Source organism: Streptomyces sp. NBC_01717 (assembly GCF_036248255.1).
In the GTDB taxonomy this organism is placed as follows: Bacteria; Actinomycetota; Actinomycetes; order Streptomycetales; family Streptomycetaceae; genus Streptomyces.
Window position 1 is genome coordinate 3,013,634 of record NZ_CP109178.1, and the last position, 18,647, is coordinate 3,032,280.

Consider the following 18,647-nt stretch of genomic DNA (forward strand, 5'->3'; position numbering starts at 1 on the left):
AGTGACCGATCGCACCAAAGGCGAGTGGTACGCACAGCAGCCCACCGAGACCTAGAATCGAATACGTGTCCGAAAACCTCTCTCGTCTGGATCGCCTGCGCATCGTGCGCGAGTGGCAGGCGTACCAGCTCGGCCGAACCGATCGGACCATCGCCGAGCTGGAAGAACGCGAGGCCGCAGCCGCCCGGGCAGCACGCACCCTGCCGCCGCCGGCACCCGACTGGAAACTCTCCCTGCAGCGCGCGGGCGGCACGTCCCATGCCGACGCCGTCCACACCGGCGACTGCGGCATGGGAGGCAAGAGAACGAAACCGATGACCCGGGAGCAGGCCCTGCGTGCGCTCGCGGAAGACGGCATCACGGCCTGCCCCTACTGCCGGCCGGACAGAGAGCTTGGAGTGCTGTGAACCGAAGACCGTCAGAACCTGAGGACACACCTGAGGACATGAGCGAAGCACCCATCGTCATCCATCGCCCAGCCGGAACGGGTGGCCGTCGGGTGACCATCCGCGCCCAGGTCGCGGGCCTCGCCCGCAGCGACAACGACGTGATCGAGTTCCTACGCCGCGCCGGCCTGCCCGACGCCGGTGACGTACTGGACGACCCACGATGGGTGCAATGGCAGGGCGGCAGCCCACACGACTACGGCGCGGGCCTCTGCCAATGAGACTGCCGGCCCACAGGTGGGCTGACACCCGCTACAGGAGTTGGATCGCCGGTTGGCTACTTCCATGCACCGGGCTCTGGCATGGTTCTTGCAGTCTCGCAGACAGAAGAGTGAGGGCCAGCCGCCCTGTGGACAACGGACCCTCACTCGTAAAAACACAGGTCAGGATGGGTGACGAACCGACTGTTCAGCTGGAGCCGACGAAAAGCACCAGTAGCAGCCAGACCACCGGAGCGGTCGGCAGCAGCGAGTCCAGCCGGTCCATGATCCCGCCGTGACCCGGCAGCAGCGTGCCCATGTCCTTGATCCCGAGATCCCGCTTGATCATGGACTCACCCAGATCGCCGAGGGTGGCGCTGGCGGCGACGGCGAGGCCGAGCAGCAGACCCTGCCACCAGCTGCCACCGTCGATCAGGAACTCCATGCACAGCGCACCGGCGACCATCGCGAAGGCGACCGCCCCGAACAGGCCCTCGCGGGTCTTGCCGGGGCTGATCCGCGGCGCGAGCTTGTGCTTGCCGAAGCGCCAGCCGACGGCGTACGCCCCCGTGTCACTGACCACGGTCAGCAGCAGGAAGGTGAGGACCCGCTGCGGCCCGTCGTCCGCGCTCAGCAGCATCGCGACGAAGGTGGCCAGGAACGGTACGTAGAACGCGGCGAAGACTCCGGCCGTGACGTCCTTGAGGTACCCCTCCGGCGGTTCGGTCATCCGCCAGACGAGCACCGCCAGGGCGGTCAGCGCCATCGCGACCCACGCGCCCTCGGCGCCGCGGACATAGCCGGCCACGATCATCGCCGCGCCGCCGACCGCGAGCGGTACCAGCGGCGCCTTGATGCCCTTGCGCTCCTCCAGCCGGGAGGTGAGCTCCCAGAGGCCGACGACGACGGCGATCGCTATCACGCCGATGAAGACGGCCTTGACGATGAAGAGCGAGGCGACGATGACGGCACCGAGCCCCACGCCGACCCCTATGGCGGCTCGCAGATCACGGCCCGCACGTTTCTTCTGCGGGGGCGGCGGGGTGGACATGGGCTCCTGCGGCTTCTCGTCACGGAACAGGGGGCCACCGCCCCGGCGGGCGGCTCCCCCGTCCCGCTCGTCACGGGCGTCACGGTCGTCAGCGTCTCTACCTGCGTCGGGAACGTCAGGCACGATGGGCATGGGCCGAGTGTGCTGGGCGTCATGCACATCGTATGCAGGACCCGCCGGAGCGGCCTGCATCTCGGGCACACCCCAGTAGCCGGCCTGCGGGGCGCCCCAGGAAGAGTCGTTCATCAGACTTCGAGCAGCTCGGCTTCCTTGTGCTTGAGCAGCTCGTCGACCTGCGCGACGTACTTCGCAGTGGTGTCGTCGAGCTCCTTCTCGGCGCGGCGCACCTCGTCCTCGCCGGACTCCTTGTCCTTGACCAGCTTGTCCAGGGTCTCCTTGGCCTTGCGGCGGACGGCCCGGATCGAGATCTTGGAGTCCTCGGCCTTCGTCTTCGCGACCTTGATGTAGTCGCGGCGACGCTCCTCGGTGAGGTCCGGGAAGTTCACCCGGATGATATTGCCGTCGTTGCTCGGGTTGACGCCGAGGTCGGAGTCGCGGATCGCCTGCTCGATGTTGCGCAGGGCGCTCTTGTCGAACGGCGTCACGACGGCCATCCGCGGCTCGGGAACCGAGAATGAGGCCAGCTGGTTGATCGGGGTCAGCGCGCCGTAGTAGTCGGCGACGATCTTGTTGAACATCGCCGGGTGCGCACGGCCGGTGCGGATCGCGGCGAAGTCCTCTTTCGCGACCACGACGGCCTTCTCCATCTTCTCCTCGGCCTCGAGGAGGGTTTCTTCGATCACCACGTGCTCCTGCGTGTCTAGAGTGGGCCCGGCTTGCTCCGGCCCGGCGGGTCCTGCGTCGCGTCCTCACCTGCACGGTGTCCGACCGGCAGGCCGTTGTCCATCCTTCGGGGCCTCTCCAGGAGTGTTCCCGAAGAGACCCGGGACTGCACCGGGGTCCCCCGGAGCGGTCCCCCGGTTCTCAGGCCCGGGTGCCCTGGTCGCTCACGAGCGTGCCGATCTTCTCACCCTTGACGGCACGGGCGATATTGCCGGCCGCGGTGAGCTCGAAGACAAGGATCGGCAGCCGGTTGTCACGGCAGAGCGTGATGGCGGTGGCATCGGCGATCTTGAGATCGCGGGCGAGCACCTCGCTGTACTCCAGAGCGTCGAACTTCACCGCGTCGGGGTTGGTCTTGGGGTCGGAGTCGTAGACACCGTCCACACCGTTCTTGCCCATCAGCAGACCCTCGGCGTCGATCTCCAGGGCGCGCTGGGCCGCAGTGGTGTCGGTGGAGAAGTACGGCATGCCCATACCGGCACCGAAGATGACGACGCGGCCCTTCTCCAGGTGGCGCACGGCGCGCAGCGGGATGTACGGCTCCGCGACCTGGCCCATGGTGATGGCGGTCTGGACCCGGGAGTCGATGCCCTCCTTCTCCAGGAAGTCCTGGAGCGCGAGGCAGTTCATGACGGTGCCGAGCATGCCCATGTAGTCGGAGCGCGCCCGGTCCATGCCGCGCTGCTGGAGCTCGGCGCCGCGGAAGAAGTTGCCGCCGCCGATGACGACCGCGATTTCGGCACCGCCCCGGACGACCGCCGCGATTTCCCGGGCGATGGCGTGTACGACGTCGGGATCGACACCGAGCCCCCCGCCGCCGGCGAACGCCTCGCCGGACAGCTTCAGCATGAAGCGCCCGGGCACCTTGCCGTCCTCGCGCTTCTGGTCACCTTTTGCGGCGTCCGCGCCCTTGTTCATGGAGTTTCTCCTCGTGCACATACGAAGAAGGCCATTGCCGGTGGGTCTGGTGTCCCTCAGCGGCAATGGCCTCCTCGTCAGATCTGCGGTCGTACGGCAGGTGTGCGGCCGTACGACTGCACTAGACCCTATCGGGGTCCACCGTTTTTCGCGGACGGACTCAGATGCCGACCTTGATGCGCGAGAAGCGCTTCAGGGTGACACCGGCCTCGTCCAGGACCTTCTGGACAGACTTCTTGTTGTCCTTGGCGAAGGCCTGCTCCAGGACGACGACGTCCTTGAAGAAGCCGTTGACGCGACCCTCGACGATCTTCGGAAGGGCGGCCTCCGGCTTGCCCTCCTCGCGAGAGGTGGCCTCGGCGACACGACGCTCGTTCTCGACCGTCTCGGCCGGGACCTCGTCGCGGTTGAGGTACTTCGGGGCGAAGGCGGCGATGTGCTGCGCGACGTCCTTGGCGACCTCGGCGTTCTCCTTGTCCAGCTCGACGAGCACGCCGACCTGCGGCGGGAGGTCGGGCATGGTGCGGTGCATGTACGCAGCCACGTAACCGCCGGTGAACTGCGCGAAGCGGTCCAGGACGATCTTCTCACCGAGGTTGGCGTTGGCCTCGTCGACGTACGCCTGGACGGTCTTGCCGGCCTCGATCTCGGAGGCGAGCAGCACAGCCAGGTCGGCCGGCGAGGTCGCGGCGACGTGGGCGGCGAGCGCGTCGGCGACGGCGAGGAACTTCTCGCCCTTGGCGACGAAGTCCGTCTCGCACTTGAGCTCGAGCAGGACGCCGGAGGTCTTGTCCTCGGAGATGAGGGAGACAACGGCGCCGTTCTCGGCAGAACGGCCCTCGCGCTTGGCGACGCCCTTCTGGCCCTTGATACGGAGGGCCTCGACGGCCTTGTCGACGCTGCCGTCGGCCTCGTCGAGCGCCTTCTTGCAGTCCATCATGCCGGCGCCGGTGAGCTCACGGAGCTTCTTGACGTCAGCGGCGGTGTAGTTCGCCATGAGTCTGTGATTCTCTCTCGAAGTCTGAAAGATCTACGGGTGAACGGCGGGGGCGGTGCTTGTGGCACCGGCCCCCGCCGTCATTCAGCCGTGACGCAGTGGTCAGGCCTGCTCGGCGTCCGCGGCCGGAGCCTCGGCCGGAGCCTCGGCAGCGGCCGGAGCCTCGGCAGCGGCCGGAGCCTCGGCAGCGGCCTCGGCCGGCGTCTCGGCGGCGTCCGCGACCTTCTCGGTCTCGGCGGACGTCTGCACCTCGGCGTCGTCCTTCTTCTCACCCTCGAGCAGGTCGCGCTCCCACTCGGCGAGCGGCTCGCCGGCGGCCTTCTCGCCCGGCTTCGAGTCGCCGGTCGCGGCGCCGGAACGGGCGATGAGGCCCTCGGCGACGGCGTCGGCGATCACGCGGGTGAGCAGGGTGACGGAGCGGATCGCGTCGTCGTTGCCCGGGATCTTGTAGTCGACCTCGTCGGGGTCGCAGTTGGTGTCGAGGATCGCGACGACCGGGATGTGGAGCTTGCGCGCCTCACCGACGGCGATGTGCTCCTTCTTGGTGTCGACGATCCAGACGGCGCTGGGCACCTTCTGCATCTCGCGGATACCACCGAGGGTCTTCTCCAGCTTGGCCTTCTCGCGGGAGAGGACCAGGAGCTCCTTCTTGGTGAGGCCGGAGGCGGCCACGTCCTCGAAGTCGATCTGCTCGAGCTCCTTCAGACGCTGAAGGCGCTTGTAGACGGTGGAGAAGTTGGTGAGCATGCCACCGAGCCAACGCTGGTTGACGTACGGCATGCCGACGCGCGTCGCCTGCTCGGCGATGGCCTCCTGGGCCTGCTTCTTCGTACCCACGAACATGATGGAGCCGCCGTGAGCGACGGTCTCCTTGACGAACTCGTAGGCGCGGTCGATGTACGACAGCGACTGGAGCAGGTCGATGATGTAGATGCCGTTGCGCTCGGTGAAGATGAAGCGCTTCATCTTCGGGTTCCAGCGACGGGTCTGGTGACCGAAGTGGACGCCGCTTTCCAGCAGCTCCCGCATCGTGACGACGGCCATGGCCGTACTCCTTGAGGTGCTCGGTTGTCGCGACCGCAGGATTGCTGTCGCGCCTGACGCCCCGACGCGCCGTGCCACTAGGGACCGAGGAGCGCGGCCACCGTCCGCAGAGAGGGAGGTGGCGGGGCGTGCGAAGTCGACCCGGTGACCCGGATCGCCACAAGAAGTGTACGGGACCCGTCGGGTGCCGGGTGACGGCGATGTCCACAACCGGCCGGTAGTCCACAGATCCGGTCCGTGATCCCCGTGGATCCGCCGGATGCGGGACGGTTCCGGTCATGCGATACACACCTGAACCGCCTGGTGCCCGGCGCGGTGGGCCGAGCCGTCCCTGTCGGGCGCGGACCCTGCTCGCGGCGATGGCCCTGGCCGTATTCACTTTGCTGTGCGGTGCGCACGCCGCCACCGCTGCCGACTCCGGGCCCGGCACCGAGCGCGTGTGGCCGCTCGAGGGGCGCCCTGCGGTCGTACGGGGGTGGGAACCGCCGGCCAGTGCCTATGGACGGGGGCACCGTGGCGTCGATCTCGCCGCCGGGCCCGGTGCGCCGGTGCGCGCCGCCGCGTACGGCCGCGTCTCGTTCGCAGGGCGCGTCGCGGGGCGCGGGGTTGTCGCGATCGAGGTGGCGGGGACGGGTGATCAGCCGCTGCGCACGACTTACGAGCCGGTGCGCGCGCTGGTCGAGAAGGGCGAGGAGGCCGTCGCGGGGCAGGTGGTCGCAGTCCTGGAGGCCGGACCGTTCCACTGTGCGTCCGGGTGTCTGCACTGGGGGCTGCGGCGCGGTGACGCATATCTGGACCCGCTGACCCTGCTGCCGCCGTCACTGCTTCGACGCGGCCCGTCCCGGCTGCTGCCTGTGGTCGGCGTACCGGAACCGAGGCCGGACACGCCGGGCGCCATCGGATACGCGGCCCCTGCCGCGCTGCTCGCCACCGCGGCCCTCCGGTCCGGGCGTCAGCCCTTGACGCCCCGCAGGACCATGGCGACAACGGTATCCGCGATCACGTCCGGTGCCTCTGCCACGCTCAGCTCGATACGGCGCACGGCGGCGTCCACCGAACCCTGCAGGAGCATCGCCGCCAGCCTCGGCTGCTCGTGGCCGAGGTCGCCGAGCGCCTCGACGATCATGGCGATCAGCCCGCCGTGCGCGGCCCGGATCTTCTCGCGTGCGCCCGCGTCCAGCTCGCTCGCGGAGATGGCGACAACCGCCCGGTGCCGCCGGTCCCCGACCAGGTCGAGCTGGCGGCGCACATACGCCTCGATCTTTCCCTCAGGGGTCCCGGCCCGCTCCATGGCGTGCTCGACCTCGGCCGCCCAGACGGGGAAGTCGACGGCGCACAGCTCCTCGACGACGGCCGCGCGGGAGCGGAAGTACTCGTAGACGGAGGACCTGGCGAGGCCTGTGCGCTCGGCGAGAGCGGGGAAGGTCAACGCCTCCGTACCACCCTCGGACAGCAGGGATCGGGCGGCGTCCAGGAGGGCGCCGCGCTGCATGGTCCGGTGCTCGGCCACGGAGGCCGCTCGAATCCTGGGCACGGCTCCACTCTACGGCGGCACCTGTGGGAGAGGGGGACGTGCGGCACCGATCGCCGGCCGGACACCGTCTCAGCGTCCGGCGTCGGCCAGTTTCGCGCGAAGCTGCAGCACCGATTTGGTGTGGATCTGGCTGACCCGGCTCTCGGTCACCCCGAGCACGTTGCCGATCTCGGCGAGGGTGAGGCCCTCGTAGTAGTAGAGGGTGACGACCGTCTTCTCGCGGTCCGGGAGTGTGTTGATCGCCCGGGCGAGCAGCCGTCTGAGCTCACGGCCCTCGGCAACCTCCACGGGATTGTCGGCGGCGGTGTCCTCCAGCGTGTCCATCAGGCTCAGCCGGTCACCGCCCTCGCCGCCGACATGCAGGAGCTCCTCCAGCGCGACCACGTTCGCCAGCGACAACTGGCTGAAAACCGCGTGCAGTTCTTCCAGCGTGATGCCCATCTCTGCGGCGACCTCCGGCTCGGAGGGGGTACGCCGCAGCTGCGCCTCCAGCGTGGCGTAGGCGCGCTCGACAGCCCGTGCCTTCTGCCGCACGGAGCGCGGGATCCAGTCCAGCGCCCGGAGTTCGTCGATCATCGCGCCACGGATGCGGGTGATCGCGTACGTCTCGAACTTGATGGCCCGTTCGATGTCGAACTTCTCGATCGCGTCGATCAGTCCGAAGACTCCGGAGGAGACGAAGTCCGCCTGCTCGACGTTGGACGGCAGTCCCACGCTCACCCGGCCCGCGACGTACTTCACCAACGGCGAGTAGTGCAGGATCAGCTGCTCCCGCAGCCGCTCGTCGCCCGTGGACTTGTACGAACGCCACAACTCGTCGAGCGACGAAGGGGCAGGAGGGCGCACAGTGCCACGCGCAGCCGGTGGTACTGGCGCACGGTCAGACCCGGAGGTGTGCTGGGGCATGTGGTGCCTTGAGCCGTTCTGCTGTGGACTGCTGGGGGACTTGTGTCTGGGCCGGAATCCTTGTGAGCGTAGCGTGACTGAAGTGTTGCGGTGCGCGAAGGATAGAGGATCGGCGCCGGGCACTTCCGGACGAATGGACATGACTGCGCTCCGGAACCGTCACCGCGTGGGTCGGTCCCGGAGGCGTCATTGAAGGATCCGCCGAGGTCATCGGCATCACCTTTTCACCCGAATGCTCCAGGTCAAGGACCGCCTCGCCGCGGGCCGCCATTGCGTGTCGGGCGCGGCGTCAACTGCCAGCCTTCGCCGGCGCGTTCGACGAACCCCAGTGAGTGCAGTTCGTACAATCGGCCGAGTGCTTCGTCGGCGCTCGTTCCCGCGGTGCGGGCGATGTCCCTTCCGCTGACGGAGCCGTGGGAGGGCAAGGCGTCGAGAACCCGGGCGGAGGCGGCGTCCAACAGGTCCCTGGCAAGCACGGGGCCGCGCCGGGCCGGGGCGAGGTCACCGATCTCCCCCACCAGTTCGGCGACTTCCGCGGCGTCGGTGACCAGGACTCCCTCGCCCCTGAGGAGTTCGTGGACCCCGGCCGACAGACCGCTGGTGGCGGGACCCGGCACGCCCATGGTGAACCGGCCCAGCCGTTGCGCACTGCGTGCGGTGACCAGTGAGCCGCTGCGGTATTCGGCCTCGACCACGACCGTCCCCCGGGTCAACGCGGCAATCACCCGGTTCCGGAGGATGAATCTGCTGCGCGTCGGATGATCGGCCGGTGGCAGCTCTCCGATGACCAGCCCCTGTTCCGCCACGCGCCCGATCAGCTCGGCATGCCCACGGGGATAGGCGACGTCCACCCCGCAGGCCAGCACCGCCATGGTCGCCCCGCCGGCCGAGAGGGCGCCGCGATGGGCCGCCCCGTCCACCCCGAACGCGGCGCCCGAGACCACCACCCAGCCCAGCTCCGCCAGCCCTGCCCCGAGACTCGCCGCCATATGTGCCCCGTACGGAGTACACGCCCGGGCGCCGACCACCGCGACCGAGCGCAGCGCCCAGAGCCGCAGATCGGGCCGGCCCCGAACCCAGAGGCCGGTCGGCCGGGAGTCGCCCAGGTCGTCGAGTTGGCTGGGCCACTCACGGTCGCCGGGGCAGACGAAGCGGCCGCCCACGGCGGCGACCGACGCCAGGTCCCGCTCGGGGTCGACGGCCTCGGCCCGCAACCGGTAGCCGGCCAGCCGCTTCGCCGTCATGCCCCGAAGCTGTTCCGCGGTCCCGTCCCGGGCCGTGATCCGCCGTATCAGTTCGGCGGCACCGACTTCGCGCAGCCAGCGGCCCCCGCGTTCGTCGCCCGGCTCGAGGACGCGGGTCAGGGCGGCCCGCGCCAGGCGCTCCCGGTCGCCCACCGCCGGTCGTGCCCATCCTGTTTCCCGGCTCCGCTCCCGGACGCCCGGCGTGCTGATGCCCTGTCCCTCGTCAAGGCCGTCCAGCGCCCTGATGCCCGGTCCGGCGTCGAGGCCGCCCGGCGTCATGAAGCCCGGTCCAGCACCGAGGCCCCGCGCGAAATCCCCGTCCGCAGCTCCAGGGCCACCGCGATGTCGAACGCCTCCGGGCGATCGGCGCCGCGCAGATCTGCGAGGGTCCATGCCACCCGCAGGACCCGGTCCAGTCCCCGCGCGGTGAGCAGTCCGCGCTCCATGTCCCGCTCCGCCTCCATGAGCGCCCCCGGCGCCGCGAGCAGCCTGGTCCGTAGCTCATGGCCGGGGACCTCGCTGTTGGTGGTCCAGGGTGTGCCCGTGAGCCGGTCCGCCGCCCGCGACCTGGCCTCCCGTACCCGGGCGGCGACATCGGCCGTCGACTCGCCGCGGCCGCCCCGCCCCATCAGGTCCTCACGGGTGACCGGAGCGACGACCACACGCAGATCCACCCGGTCGAGCAGGGGCCCGGAGAGTCTCGCCTGATAGCGACGGACCGACGAAGGCGGGCATTCGCAGGCGGCGCCGGTGAGGGTGTGGCGTCCGCACGGACACGGGTTGGCGGCCAGCTTGTGGACAGGGTTTGAGGTTGACCGTTGACCCTTCTCTCAGTCGGTTGGATGCCGCCTTGAGCCTGAGCACGATAGGTGTGCCGCGCTTGCTGTTCACGTTCATCAACCGCAGCGGTTTGAGCCCTCACTGATGAGGATCTCTGAACTCGGCCAAGGACGCTCTTCCCCCCACTTCGTTGCAGCTTGAAGTGAGTGGGAGATGTGGGGGGCGAAGAGCACATGTGAGGGCCCGGCGACCGAAGGTCGCCGGGCCCTGTTGATCGGTGACGGTCAGGCGAAGTCGTTGCCTGAGGTGTTCAGGGGGTCCGCCGCAGGGAGGTTAGCCGCGGGTCAGCATGACCACGGAAACAGGCACCGCCACCATCCCGCAGATCGCCATGAACCCGCCGACGAAGCGCAGGAAGCTCTCAGGCACGGTGCGGGCTTTGGCCTGCTGCCGGGGGTTCCCCTCCAGGCCGTTCACTACGAGGGCATGAATCCCAGCAGCCCCTCTCTTCGTGGCAAAGGCTCCCCCCATGAAGATCGCTGCGAGCCCCCAGACCAACAGGAAGACAGCGCCCGCGACGGGGTCGCTCTGACCGGCAAGAAGCAGCATGATCGAATCTTTCACTGCCAGGGCCACAAGCGTCAACGGGCTGCCATGACAACAACCCGTTCCGTGCAATAAGCGCGGTAGACGCCAAGAACGATGCGAATCTGACAACAGTTGTCGTGCTCAGCGGTCCAGAATCCCCCTGGTCAGGGTGCTGGATTGACGATAATTAGCTCGCTCCGTGTCACGCCTGTTGGGGATTGTGTTGAGCCTGGTGACGTTGGCTGCGGCTTCGAGTTCCTGCCTCAGTTGTTGGTTCTCGAGTGCCAGCCGTTGGATGCGGGCGGCAGCCAAGGTGAGGTGGTCGGTCAGTTCTCGGTTTCTGCGTTTGAGCTTGGAGTTTCTGGCCACGAGGGTGTCGAATCGGCTGGGGAAGCTGGCGTCTTTCGAGTCGGTCGGCTCCGCCCGGAGGGTCGAGATCTCCCTGGCGATGTCGGGGTAGTGGCGGCGGAACGTGGTGTTGCGCATCCCGAGCCGGCGGGTGAGGGCGAGAACGCTGGGCCGGGTGCCGTTGTTGGATGCCTGCTGCTGGAGTTCTTCCAGGGCTGCCCGGACTCGGGCTTCGGAGGGGATGTCGACCCGGCGGGTCATGTGAGTTCCGGTTGTCCGGTGTGGCGGTTCAGGAAGTTCTCGATCTCAGCTTGGCGCTGGTTGAGCCGATGCTGCAGGAGGGGCGGTGGCGCGGGACGGGTGGCCAGTCGGCTGTCGATCCGGTCGACCTCCTGGCGCCATGCGGTGACGTTGTCGCCGGTCAGGGCAACGCAGCGGCAGGCGAGTGGCTGGCAGAGGCCGTGGTCTGGGAGGCCTTCGGCTCGTCCGCGGCGGGCGCGTTCGCAAAGGGCCTTCTTGTGGTCGTGAACGCAGGTGATGTAGATGCCGGGATAGACGGCAGGGTCGTCGCGGCCCATGATCCGTTTGAGTCGTCGTTCGTCGGTGACGACGGTGCCCTGGAAGCGAGCGCGGTGCCCGAAGTTTTCCAGTCGGCGGGCTGCTTCGTCCGCTGCGGGGCCAGCGAGTTCGGTGTGCTCGTGGGCGTCGATCATGGTCAGCAGGTGCTCGCCGCGGGCAAGGGCCTGCTCGCTTTCGACCTCGGCGCGGAAGCCGCTGTCGCTGGTGCCGGCGTAACCCTCGAAGACCTGGACACAGTGGTGCCGATATTGCAGGGCTCCGGCGATGGATCCGCCTGGGCGGCGAGCGATGAACCAGGCCAGGGTCCGGCGAAAGTGCGAGCTCTGCAGCCGGAAGGTGCGGCTGTTGACGGTGGGGATAGCGTCGCCTCGTTCGTGCTCATGGCAATAGCCGTTCACCCAGTCCACGAACTCGTTGAGGCGCGTGTTCGTGGTGCTGGCGACCAGCGCTTGCTCATCGCGAACTCGGCGACTGCCGCAGCTGTGCGGGAGGCGGGTGAACAGCAGGTCGATGCTGGCGGGCTGGAGGGCCTCGAGAACTGCGATGGCTCGTGCCGCCCGTTCGCCGACGTTCCAGGTCGCCGGGACGCCTCGGGAATCGTCCTCGCCCTTGAAGGCCAGGCTGGCGACTTTCCAGCGGTAGGGCTTGCCGTCGGTGTCGCGTTCGACGCGCAGGCAGCCCCGACGGAGTTCCTTGATCTCGCTGTCGCGCATGCCGCTGAGGAAAGCGGTGATCACGTAAGCCGCCGTCTGGAGGTGCCGGGCGACGATCGCGAGGCTGTTCCAGAGCCTCTGGTCGGTGACGATCTCGGAGATCCAGGAGGATCCGTCGAGCGTTCCCTGGATGTAGATGTCCAGGGATGCGCTCGTCGAGACGCCGACGGCGGAGACGGTTTCGTCGAGCAGTGAGTCGAGCCAGCGGCGGCGGTGTCGGCGGTCGAAGAGGCTCCGGTTGCAGCCGATCTGCTGGGCCAGGAAGAGCAGGTTGACGCCGCCGTTCCAGCCCGGCAAGGGGCGGCCGCTGCTGATGTAGGTCTGCAGCATGTCCCTGATCGCGCGGTCTTGCTCGCTGTCAGGCTTCCCCGAAAGGGCGGGCGGGCTGAAGCGGAGTCGCTGCCACTCCTGATCTGCGCCAAGGATGTCCGCGGCGAAGTCATCGATGAACCGCGTCGCCCAGACGAAGAGCGGCCCGAACACCTCCTCCGGGATGCGGTCGGTGGCGTTCTCGCGGCGGCGCTCGCCCTTCTGCTCTCCCCAGCCGTCGACGTGCCAAGGGTCGAAGGACAGCGGATCATCGAGGCACTGGCGCCAGTGCCAGAGTTTGCGGACCTTCGCGCGGGCTCGCTGACGAGCAGTCCACGACTCGGGGAACTGCGCGAGGAGGTAGTGCTGGTAGTCCAGCAGGTCGGAGCCGACCAGGGTGGACAACGAGCGGCATCGCGGGTGCGGCCGCTCGTCCAGCCATCTGAAGAAGCGGATGAGCTCCGCGAGGAGCACGTAGATGCTGTCGATCGCGCCGCGTCGCTCTCCGGGTGGGAGCGGGCCGGAGAGCATCGTGTAACACAGTTGCTTGGCGGTCGGCCGGAACGGCTCCGGGATCCGGCGGAAGTCGAGGATGAGGGCCCGGCGGCCCTTCATGTGAAGCGCCGGCCGCAGCCGCCAGACCTCGTCGCTGAAGCGGGAGGTCTCCGCCAGATCAATGCCGGGACGCAAGGGCCGGCCGTGGAGAACGAACGGGTCTGGAGCCGAGTTCGAAGTCGCTGCCGTGGACAGCTGAAGGAAGGTCATGGCATTTCCCAGGGGTCTTCGATCAGATCCAACATGGCGTCGGCGGGCTTGCGAAGCTCAGCTTCAGCGAGTTCGGCGGCGCTGAACTTGGCGAGGATGTCGTAACGGATGGCGACCCAGGCGGGGCCATAGCGAAACCACCACTGCCCTTCGTCCATCTGCTGGCGACGTTCGGTAAGAGCGTCGGTCAGGGCCAGCAGCCTAGGCAGGTGGTCGCGGGTGACCAGGCAGTTCCCGCAGTGGAAGCACTCGAGGAACGAGGCCTCGCATCGGCTCTGGGTGGCCGGGTGCCGGTCGTGGTCACCGCATGCTGTCCAGCCCGTGTCCAGGTCCCCGGCGGCCGCCTGCCGGGCGGCCGCCGGGGACAGGCCCGCGTCGCGGTGGAGGACGTCCGCGTCAGTCGGCCCGGTGACCACCTGCAGCCCGCCTCCCGCGGCGTTCAGCACCTGTTGGTGGGCTCGCAGGGCCGCCTGCTCGGCGTCGACCAGGGCCTCGCCGAGAACCTGGTCGGCCCAGTCGAGGACGATCGGATCCCTGCCGAGGTAGTTGCGGAAGAGGACGGGCAGGCTGTTCGTCTTCGCCGCCGAGGGCAGATGGCCGCCCAACCGGCGGGTGCGGCGGACCTCGGTGCTGGTCTTGACCCGGTTGAGCTTCACCTGCAGGGGCTCCGGCTCGGCGCCCTCGGTGGTGTCGGCGAGGACGGGACGCTGACGGTTCGCGGCCCACTGTGACGGGAGCATGGAGGCGCCCCAGAGCTTGCTGGCGAACGGATGTAGGTGCTCGGCCGTGGCGTCGACTTGCCCGTTGTGGATGTTCCTCCAGACGCAGATCAGCCGGTCGGAGCCGCAGGCCTGCCGGCTGCGGGCCATCAGGCCGTGCAGCAGTAGATAGAGGCCGCCGGGGGTGTGCAGGGCCCGTTCCGGCGGGCCGATCTCCCAGGTGACCGTCTTGAACCACTTGCGCTGTCCCTGGCGGCGCTTGGTCACCGTCAGTTCCACCGCCCGTCCGTCCAGGATCCGGTGCTCGGCTGGGAGTTCCTTGATGGTCTCGGAGTTGCGTTCGGTCATCGCGACCATCAGCACCATGATCGGCGGCAGGTCACGCAGGACGACGTAGAGGTTTTCGGCAAGGTCGATCCGCCGGCGCATGAAGTCGGGTCCGCTCAGTCTCGGGACGCGGCCGGTGTCGGCCATGTCCGCGAGGGTGGCCGCGAGCCATCGTTCGTTGTCCCGCGATCCCGCAGGATCGTGGCGATGAAGGAGTACCCGTTGTTCGCCGGCGTGGATCCTGTCGCGGATTCCTGCGACGTCGGCGCGCGCGGCGGCCAGCAGCCGGGCGAACTCGCCGTCGGAGTAGCCCGGAACCCCGAAACCTCTCGGCCTTCGGCGCCGCTGATTCACCATCTCCTGCGTCGTGGCGGACAGCCGCGGGCCGATGCTGTCCATCCCGAGCACGAGCTTGACCGCTTGCCAGTCCCCCAGGGCCGAGAACTCGGTGGTGGCGGCCGTCCGGTGCTGGATGAAGGCCTCGACATGTCCCGGAGTGAGGTCCTCGGGCCTGGTCGGAGGGCTGAGGTGGGAGGCCAGGAATGTCATGAACCGCATGAGTGAGCCCCACGAATGCGTGGCCGAGGTCATCGTCCGCAGTCCGCCGCCCGGGCCGATTCGCTGGGCGAAGGCCTCGGCAAGGGGGATGCGCCAGCCCTCCAGGGGCACTGAGGCGACGCCGAATCGTGCCTGTCGTCCGTCGTCGCCCTGGAAGAGCACGACGGTCTGCCCTGCCGGCCCCGTCTGCACTGAGGACGCTGGGGTGTACTCGCCGTGCGGTAAGGCGGCCGCGCGGCCCGGCCCGGTGCTGCCGCGGCCGCGGCCGCGGGTCATCGTCCGTCCCTCACGGGCTCGGCCTCGGTTCCGTCGCCAGCAAGCTCGGAAAGCGGGGTGTCGCGAGGGTCCTCCCAGGTGTCGGGGACCAGAGCCATGCGTGTCTCCATCTCAAGTTCCTGTAGGGCATGCAGGTAAATGAGCGTCGTGACCACCGAGACGTGCCCCAACCTGCGGCGAACCCAGTCCAGCGGGTCACCAAAGATCCGGACGTAGTGGCCGCGCTGGTTGTCACTGAGCTCGCCGAGCTGGGCGATGTGGGCTCGCTGCAGCTGCTCGAGGGTGACCACCGCGAAGGAATGGCGCAGCAGATGGGCGTGTGCTGCCACCGGCGCTCCGGCCCGCCGGCACCGGTCGTTGGCCGCGGCGAACATCGCCTTCCAGCCGGACACCGACATCGGCAGGCCGTCCTCGTTCAGCCAGAGCATCGCCGGTTCCAGGCCGTCCGGGGTCTCCCGCATCAGCCGTCGCCGTGCCGCCGGGCTAAGGTCCCGCAGCCGCAGCCGGTGGCTGCTGCCCGCGGTCCACCGACGGACCACCTCCGGACGCTGCGGGTCCTCGATCACCAGTGGGCGCCGAATCCGCTGGTAGCGGCCAGCGGCTCGGGCGGCCTCAACCACGTCGGCCCGGTCCCATTCCAGGTAGGCGACCAGTTCCTGGACGACGCTGTGCGGGACGTAGATCCACCGGGCCGAGTGGTTCTTTGCGATCGTCCCCGGCAGCCAGAACCGCTGATAGCCGCCCAGCCCGGAGCCCATAGGAATTTCGAAGACCGTGAGATGGGCCTGTTCAGACAGCCGCTGACCAGTCCGAACCATGAAGTCGGTGAAGGTCGCGTTCCTTGCCGCCCAGCGGCCGCGGAACCGTGGCGAGGGCAGCCCGTCCGTGCCATAGCCGCGGAGTCCGACGTCCCGCCAGAGCCGGTAGGCGATCGGCGTCATCCACTCGATCCGTTCCCCGTTTTCGTCGTGGGCGTAGGTCGCCGGGACCGAGCCCGTCTCCCGGCCACCAACCACTGACCCCATCGGCGCCGGCCTGCGTGCCCGCTGCGGGATCGGAACCTCGGCGGCATAGCCGCGGCGGACGGCCCACTCGTAGAACTGGTTGACCAGCGACACCTCCTGATTCCAGGTGCCGCCCATCACTCCGGGCCCGTCATCGTCCCGCCGACGCCACTGGTGGAACGCAAGATGATCGGCCTCCGTCGCCGACCGCCACGACGTGCCAGCCCGTGCGACGGTCAGGAAGTTCAGCCAGCGGGCCAGGGCGCGCGCACGATTGGCGTTGCTGTTCCACGGCGCGGTCAGGAGATTCGCCTGAAAGAAGTACGAGTTCAACACGGCGTCGTACTCGAATCGAGGAGACAGCAGGAACGGCAGGCCGTCCGGCAGCCCCAGCTGATCCAGCCAGGACTCATGGTCGTCGGGCAGTCCTTGCAGGAAGTACGGCCGGGTCGCGGGCTCGGGAAGGTCCCGGCTCACGAAGTGCACGCTCCACGTCGATCTGCTCAGCACCCGCGGAAGCTACACCGGTCAGTGACCGGCTATGCACAAGCCAGCACCATCAGGAAGCGGGCGGGCAGCCGCACCACGCCGGCGCTGCGCGCCACCACCACATGCCCCGACTCCAGCGGCTGGCGCAGCGCGTCCAGGGCCCGCACGGAGAACTCCGGTGCCTCGTCCAGAAAGAGCACACCTCGATGGGCCAGCGAGACCGCACCGGGCCGCGGCAGTCCATTGCCTCCGCCGACCAGCGACTGCATGGTCGCCGAGTGGTGGGGTGCGCAGTACGGCGCCCGGGAGACCAGCGGTTCGCCAGGGGGCAGGATGCCTGCCACCGAGTGCACCGCGGTCACTTCGAGGGATTCCTGCCTGGTCAGCGGCGGCAGAATGGCGGACAGCCGCTCGGCCAGCATGGTCTTGCCGGCGCCCGGCGGTCCGGACAGCAGCAGATGGTGACCGCCCGCCGCAGCGACCTCCAGGGCCTTTCGCGGCGTCTCCTGGCCTGCGACGTCCGCCAGGTCCGGCCGGTGTCCGTCGCCCTGCGCGGAGCCCATCGCCAGTCCGGTACCGATGCCCGCGCCCGGCACCATCAGCCCCGCGAGCATGGTGTCGGGCCGCCCTTCCTCGCGGATCTCCGGCTCGTCGGGCACCGGTTCGTCGCTGAGCACGGCGATCAGCTGCCGCAGGCTCCGTACCCCGAGGACCGACACCCCCGGCACCAGCGCCGCTTCACCCGCGGTCTGTTCGGGCACGACGACCTTGCGGTACCCGGCCTCCGCCGCGGCGAGTACAGCGGGCAGCACTCCGCGCACGGGCCGCACCCGGCCGTCGAGCCCGAGCTCCCCGATCATCACCACATCCGCCATGGCCGCAGGGGCGATCCGCTCGGCCGCGCCCAGCACGGCACACGCCACGGCCAGGTCGAATCCGCTGCCGCCCTTGGGCACGGAGGCCGGGGAGAGCCCGACCGTGAGTTTCTTCTGCGGCCACTCGGCCCCGGAGTTGACCACTGCGGCCCTGACCCGGTCCCGGCTCTCCACCAGGCTCTTGTCCGGCAGCCCGACCAGGGTGAACGCCGCCACCCCGGGCTCCAGGTCCGCCTGGACCTCCACGACCACGCCGTCGACGCCGACCAGCGCCACGGAACACGCCCGCGCGAACCCCATCAGGCCACCCCCCGCGCGTGCTCGGCGACCGGCGCTCCGCGCCTCGGCACCACCACGCCGACCAGGTCGATCCGCACCCCGCCCGGCGGCGGACCGCCGTTCAGGTCGAGCCAGATCTCGGCCAGCCGTCGCAGCCGGTCCGCCTTGACCGGGGTGACGGCCGCCATCGGATGCTCGAACGCCCCTGCCCTGCGGGTCTTGACCTCGCAGACGACCAACGCGTCGCCGTCCTTGGCGACGATGTCGATCTCACCGGCGCGACAGCGCCAGTTCCGTGCCAGTACGGCCATGCCGGCATCGATCAGCAGCCGCGCCGCCAGATCCTCGCCGTATCGCCCGAGTGCCCCCCGTGCGTTCATATCGGCACCACCTCCGGCACCGACTCTGTCCTGTCCGACCCCGACCGGTGGATCTTGGTGGACAACTCGGCGACTGTGGACAACTCGGCCACCCGTGAGGGGGACCGACCGGAGGGACGCCCTCGGCGGCTCAGCCGCCCGGCAGTTCGAGGTCGCTCTTGTTGAGCTCCTCGATGTTGACGTCCTTGAACGTCAACACGCGTACCTGCTTGACGAATCGGGCGGGCCGGTACATGTCCCAGACCCAGGCGTCCGCCATGGATACCTCGAAAAACACCTCACCCTGGACCGAGTGCACCTGCATCTCGTAGTCGTTGGTGAGGTAGAAGCGCCGTTCGGTCTCGATCACATATTTGAACAGACCGACGACATCGCGGTACTCCCGGTAGAGCTTCAGCTCCATCTCGGTCTCGTACTTCTCGAGGTCCTCGGCGCTCATTGGCATGTTCCCCTTCAGCCGTGCGTCCACCTATTG

General features: G+C 68.9%; 17 protein-coding genes and 3 pseudogenes. 3 read left to right on the top strand and 17 right to left on the bottom strand.

From position 1 onward, the window contains the following. Positions 1-65: 65 nt before the first annotated feature. Together OHB49_RS13545 and OHB49_RS13550 are read left to right on the top strand one after the other, a co-directional pair. On the top strand, positions 66-407 hold the full coding sequence (locus OHB49_RS13545) for a DUF6233 domain-containing protein (RefSeq protein WP_326605987.1): 342 nt from the start codon (positions 66-68) through the stop codon (positions 405-407). 38 nt (positions 408-445) lie between these two features. After that, positions 446-667 (top strand): hypothetical protein, encoded by a 222-nt coding sequence (locus tag OHB49_RS13550; protein WP_329160507.1) that lies wholly within the window; start codon positions 446-448, stop codon positions 665-667. 187 nt (positions 668-854) lie between these two features. On the opposite strand, the gene OHB49_RS13555 is transcribed toward OHB49_RS13550, so the two are convergent. From OHB49_RS13555 to rpsB, 5 genes are all read right to left on the bottom strand, one after another. Next, positions 855-1,943, bottom strand: a complete 1,089-nt coding sequence (locus OHB49_RS13555; RefSeq protein ID WP_329160508.1) for a phosphatidate cytidylyltransferase — start codon at positions 1,941-1,943, stop codon at positions 855-857. Then, positions 1,943-2,500 carry a ribosome recycling factor gene (gene frr / locus OHB49_RS13560; RefSeq protein ID WP_030928366.1) on the bottom strand — a complete coding sequence of 186 codons (558 nt, stop codon included), beginning with the start codon at positions 2,498-2,500 and terminating at the stop codon, positions 1,943-1,945. The genes OHB49_RS13555 and frr overlap by 1 nt, the downstream gene beginning before the upstream one ends. A 181-nt stretch (positions 2,501-2,681) precedes the next feature. Beyond that, positions 2,682-3,458 (bottom strand): UMP kinase, encoded by a 777-nt coding sequence (pyrH, locus tag OHB49_RS13565; protein WP_030928369.1) that lies wholly within the window; start codon positions 3,456-3,458, stop codon positions 2,682-2,684. Positions 3,459-3,618: 160 nt separating this feature from the next. Next, positions 3,619-4,455, bottom strand: a complete 837-nt coding sequence (gene tsf, locus OHB49_RS13570) for a translation elongation factor Ts (RefSeq protein ID WP_329160510.1) — start codon at positions 4,453-4,455, stop codon at positions 3,619-3,621. Between the two features lie 102 nt (positions 4,456-4,557). Further along, positions 4,558-5,499, bottom strand: a complete 942-nt coding sequence (gene rpsB, locus OHB49_RS13575) for a 30S ribosomal protein S2 (RefSeq protein ID WP_329160512.1) — start codon at positions 5,497-5,499, stop codon at positions 4,558-4,560. A 359-nt stretch (positions 5,500-5,858) separates the two neighbouring features. On the opposite strand from rpsB, the pseudogene OHB49_RS13580 reads away from it, so the two are divergent. Beyond that, positions 5,859-6,239, top strand: a pseudogene (locus OHB49_RS13580) (peptidoglycan DD-metalloendopeptidase family protein); the annotation flags it as partial. A gap of 212 nt (positions 6,240-6,451) precedes the next feature. On the opposite strand, the gene OHB49_RS13585 reads toward OHB49_RS13580, so the two are convergent. From OHB49_RS13585 to OHB49_RS13640, 12 genes and pseudogenes are all read right to left on the bottom strand, one after another. After that, positions 6,452-7,009 (bottom strand): TetR/AcrR family transcriptional regulator, encoded by a 558-nt coding sequence (locus OHB49_RS13585; protein WP_329166467.1) that lies wholly within the window; start codon positions 7,007-7,009, stop codon positions 6,452-6,454. Between the two features lie 93 nt (positions 7,010-7,102). After that, complete coding sequence (gene whiG, locus OHB49_RS13590) at positions 7,103-7,939, bottom strand: RNA polymerase sigma factor WhiG (RefSeq protein WP_030978833.1); 837 nt, start codon at positions 7,937-7,939, stop codon at positions 7,103-7,105. A 242-nt stretch (positions 7,940-8,181) separates the two neighbouring features. Then, positions 8,182-9,462 (bottom strand): DNA-processing protein DprA, encoded by a 1,281-nt coding sequence (dprA, locus tag OHB49_RS13595; RefSeq protein ID WP_443079522.1) that lies wholly within the window; start codon positions 9,460-9,462, stop codon positions 8,182-8,184. After that, positions 9,459-9,974 (bottom strand): annotated as a pseudogene (locus OHB49_RS13600) (ATP-binding protein); the annotation flags it as partial. The pseudogene OHB49_RS13600 and the gene dprA, both read right to left, overlap by 4 nt. A gap of 322 nt (positions 9,975-10,296) precedes the next feature. Further along, positions 10,297-10,608 (bottom strand): hypothetical protein, encoded by a 312-nt coding sequence (locus OHB49_RS13605; RefSeq protein WP_329160513.1) that lies wholly within the window; start codon positions 10,606-10,608, stop codon positions 10,297-10,299. 84 nt (positions 10,609-10,692) lie between these two features. Beyond that, positions 10,693-11,160, bottom strand: a complete 468-nt coding sequence (locus OHB49_RS13610; RefSeq protein WP_329160514.1) for a hypothetical protein — start codon at positions 11,158-11,160, stop codon at positions 10,693-10,695. Then, positions 11,157-13,265: a hypothetical protein gene (locus tag OHB49_RS13615; protein ID WP_329160515.1), complete on the bottom strand. Its 2,109-nt coding sequence runs from the start codon at positions 13,263-13,265 to the stop codon at positions 11,157-11,159. The genes OHB49_RS13610 and OHB49_RS13615 overlap by 4 nt, the downstream gene beginning before the upstream one ends. After that, positions 13,262-15,145, bottom strand: a complete 1,884-nt coding sequence (locus tag OHB49_RS13620; RefSeq protein ID WP_329160516.1) for a hypothetical protein — start codon at positions 15,143-15,145, stop codon at positions 13,262-13,264. Before OHB49_RS13620 ends, OHB49_RS13615 begins: the two co-directional genes overlap by 4 nt. After that, positions 15,142-16,626, bottom strand: a complete 1,485-nt coding sequence (locus OHB49_RS13625; protein ID WP_329160517.1) for a site-specific integrase — start codon at positions 16,624-16,626, stop codon at positions 15,142-15,144. The genes OHB49_RS13620 and OHB49_RS13625 overlap by 4 nt, the downstream gene beginning before the upstream one ends. A gap of 71 nt (positions 16,627-16,697) precedes the next feature. After that, positions 16,698-17,813, bottom strand: a pseudogene (locus OHB49_RS13630) (YifB family Mg chelatase-like AAA ATPase); the annotation flags it as partial. Further along, positions 17,813-18,172 (bottom strand): YraN family protein, encoded by a 360-nt coding sequence (locus OHB49_RS13635; RefSeq protein ID WP_030978826.1) that lies wholly within the window; start codon positions 18,170-18,172, stop codon positions 17,813-17,815. The gene OHB49_RS13635 and the pseudogene OHB49_RS13630, both read right to left, overlap by 1 nt. A 130-nt stretch (positions 18,173-18,302) precedes the next feature. After that, positions 18,303-18,611 carry a DUF2469 domain-containing protein gene (locus tag OHB49_RS13640; RefSeq protein WP_003965949.1) on the bottom strand — a complete coding sequence of 103 codons (309 nt, stop codon included), beginning with the start codon at positions 18,609-18,611 and terminating at the stop codon, positions 18,303-18,305. Positions 18,612-18,647: the final 36 nt, after the last annotated feature.

Bases quoted from the DNA above. Each gene is read 5' to 3' on its own strand.
- OHB49_RS13550 (WP_329160507.1), top strand. From the start codon at position 446: ATGAGCGAAGCACCCATCGTCATCCATCGCCCAGCCGGAACGGGTGGC.
- OHB49_RS13555 (WP_329160508.1), bottom strand. From the start codon at position 1,943: ATGAACGACTCTTCCTGGGGCGCCCCGCAGGCCGGCTACTGGGGTGTG.
- pyrH (WP_030928369.1), bottom strand. From the start codon at position 3,458: ATGAACAAGGGCGCGGACGCCGCAAAAGGTGACCAGAAGCGCGAGGAC.
- tsf (WP_329160510.1), bottom strand. From the start codon at position 4,455: ATGGCGAACTACACCGCCGCTGACGTCAAGAAGCTCCGTGAGCTCACC.
- rpsB (WP_329160512.1), bottom strand. From the start codon at position 5,499: ATGGCCGTCGTCACGATGCGGGAGCTGCTGGAAAGCGGCGTCCACTTC.
- whiG (WP_030978833.1), bottom strand. From the start codon at position 7,939: ATGCCCCAGCACACCTCCGGGTCTGACCGTGCGCCAGTACCACCGGCT.
- dprA (WP_443079522.1), bottom strand. From the start codon at position 9,462: ATGACGCCGGGCGGCCTCGACGCCGGACCGGGCATCAGGGCGCTGGAC.
- OHB49_RS13610 (WP_329160514.1), bottom strand. From the start codon at position 11,160: ATGACCCGCCGGGTCGACATCCCCTCCGAAGCCCGAGTCCGGGCAGCC.
- OHB49_RS13615 (WP_329160515.1), bottom strand. From the start codon at position 13,265: ATGACCTTCCTTCAGCTGTCCACGGCAGCGACTTCGAACTCGGCTCCA.
- OHB49_RS13620 (WP_329160516.1), bottom strand. From the start codon at position 15,145: ATGACCCGCGGCCGCGGCCGCGGCAGCACCGGGCCGGGCCGCGCGGCC.
- OHB49_RS13635 (WP_030978826.1), bottom strand. From the start codon at position 18,172: ATGAACGCACGGGGGGCACTCGGGCGATACGGCGAGGATCTGGCGGCG.
- OHB49_RS13640 (WP_003965949.1), bottom strand. From the start codon at position 18,611: ATGAGCGCCGAGGACCTCGAGAAGTACGAGACCGAGATGGAGCTGAAG.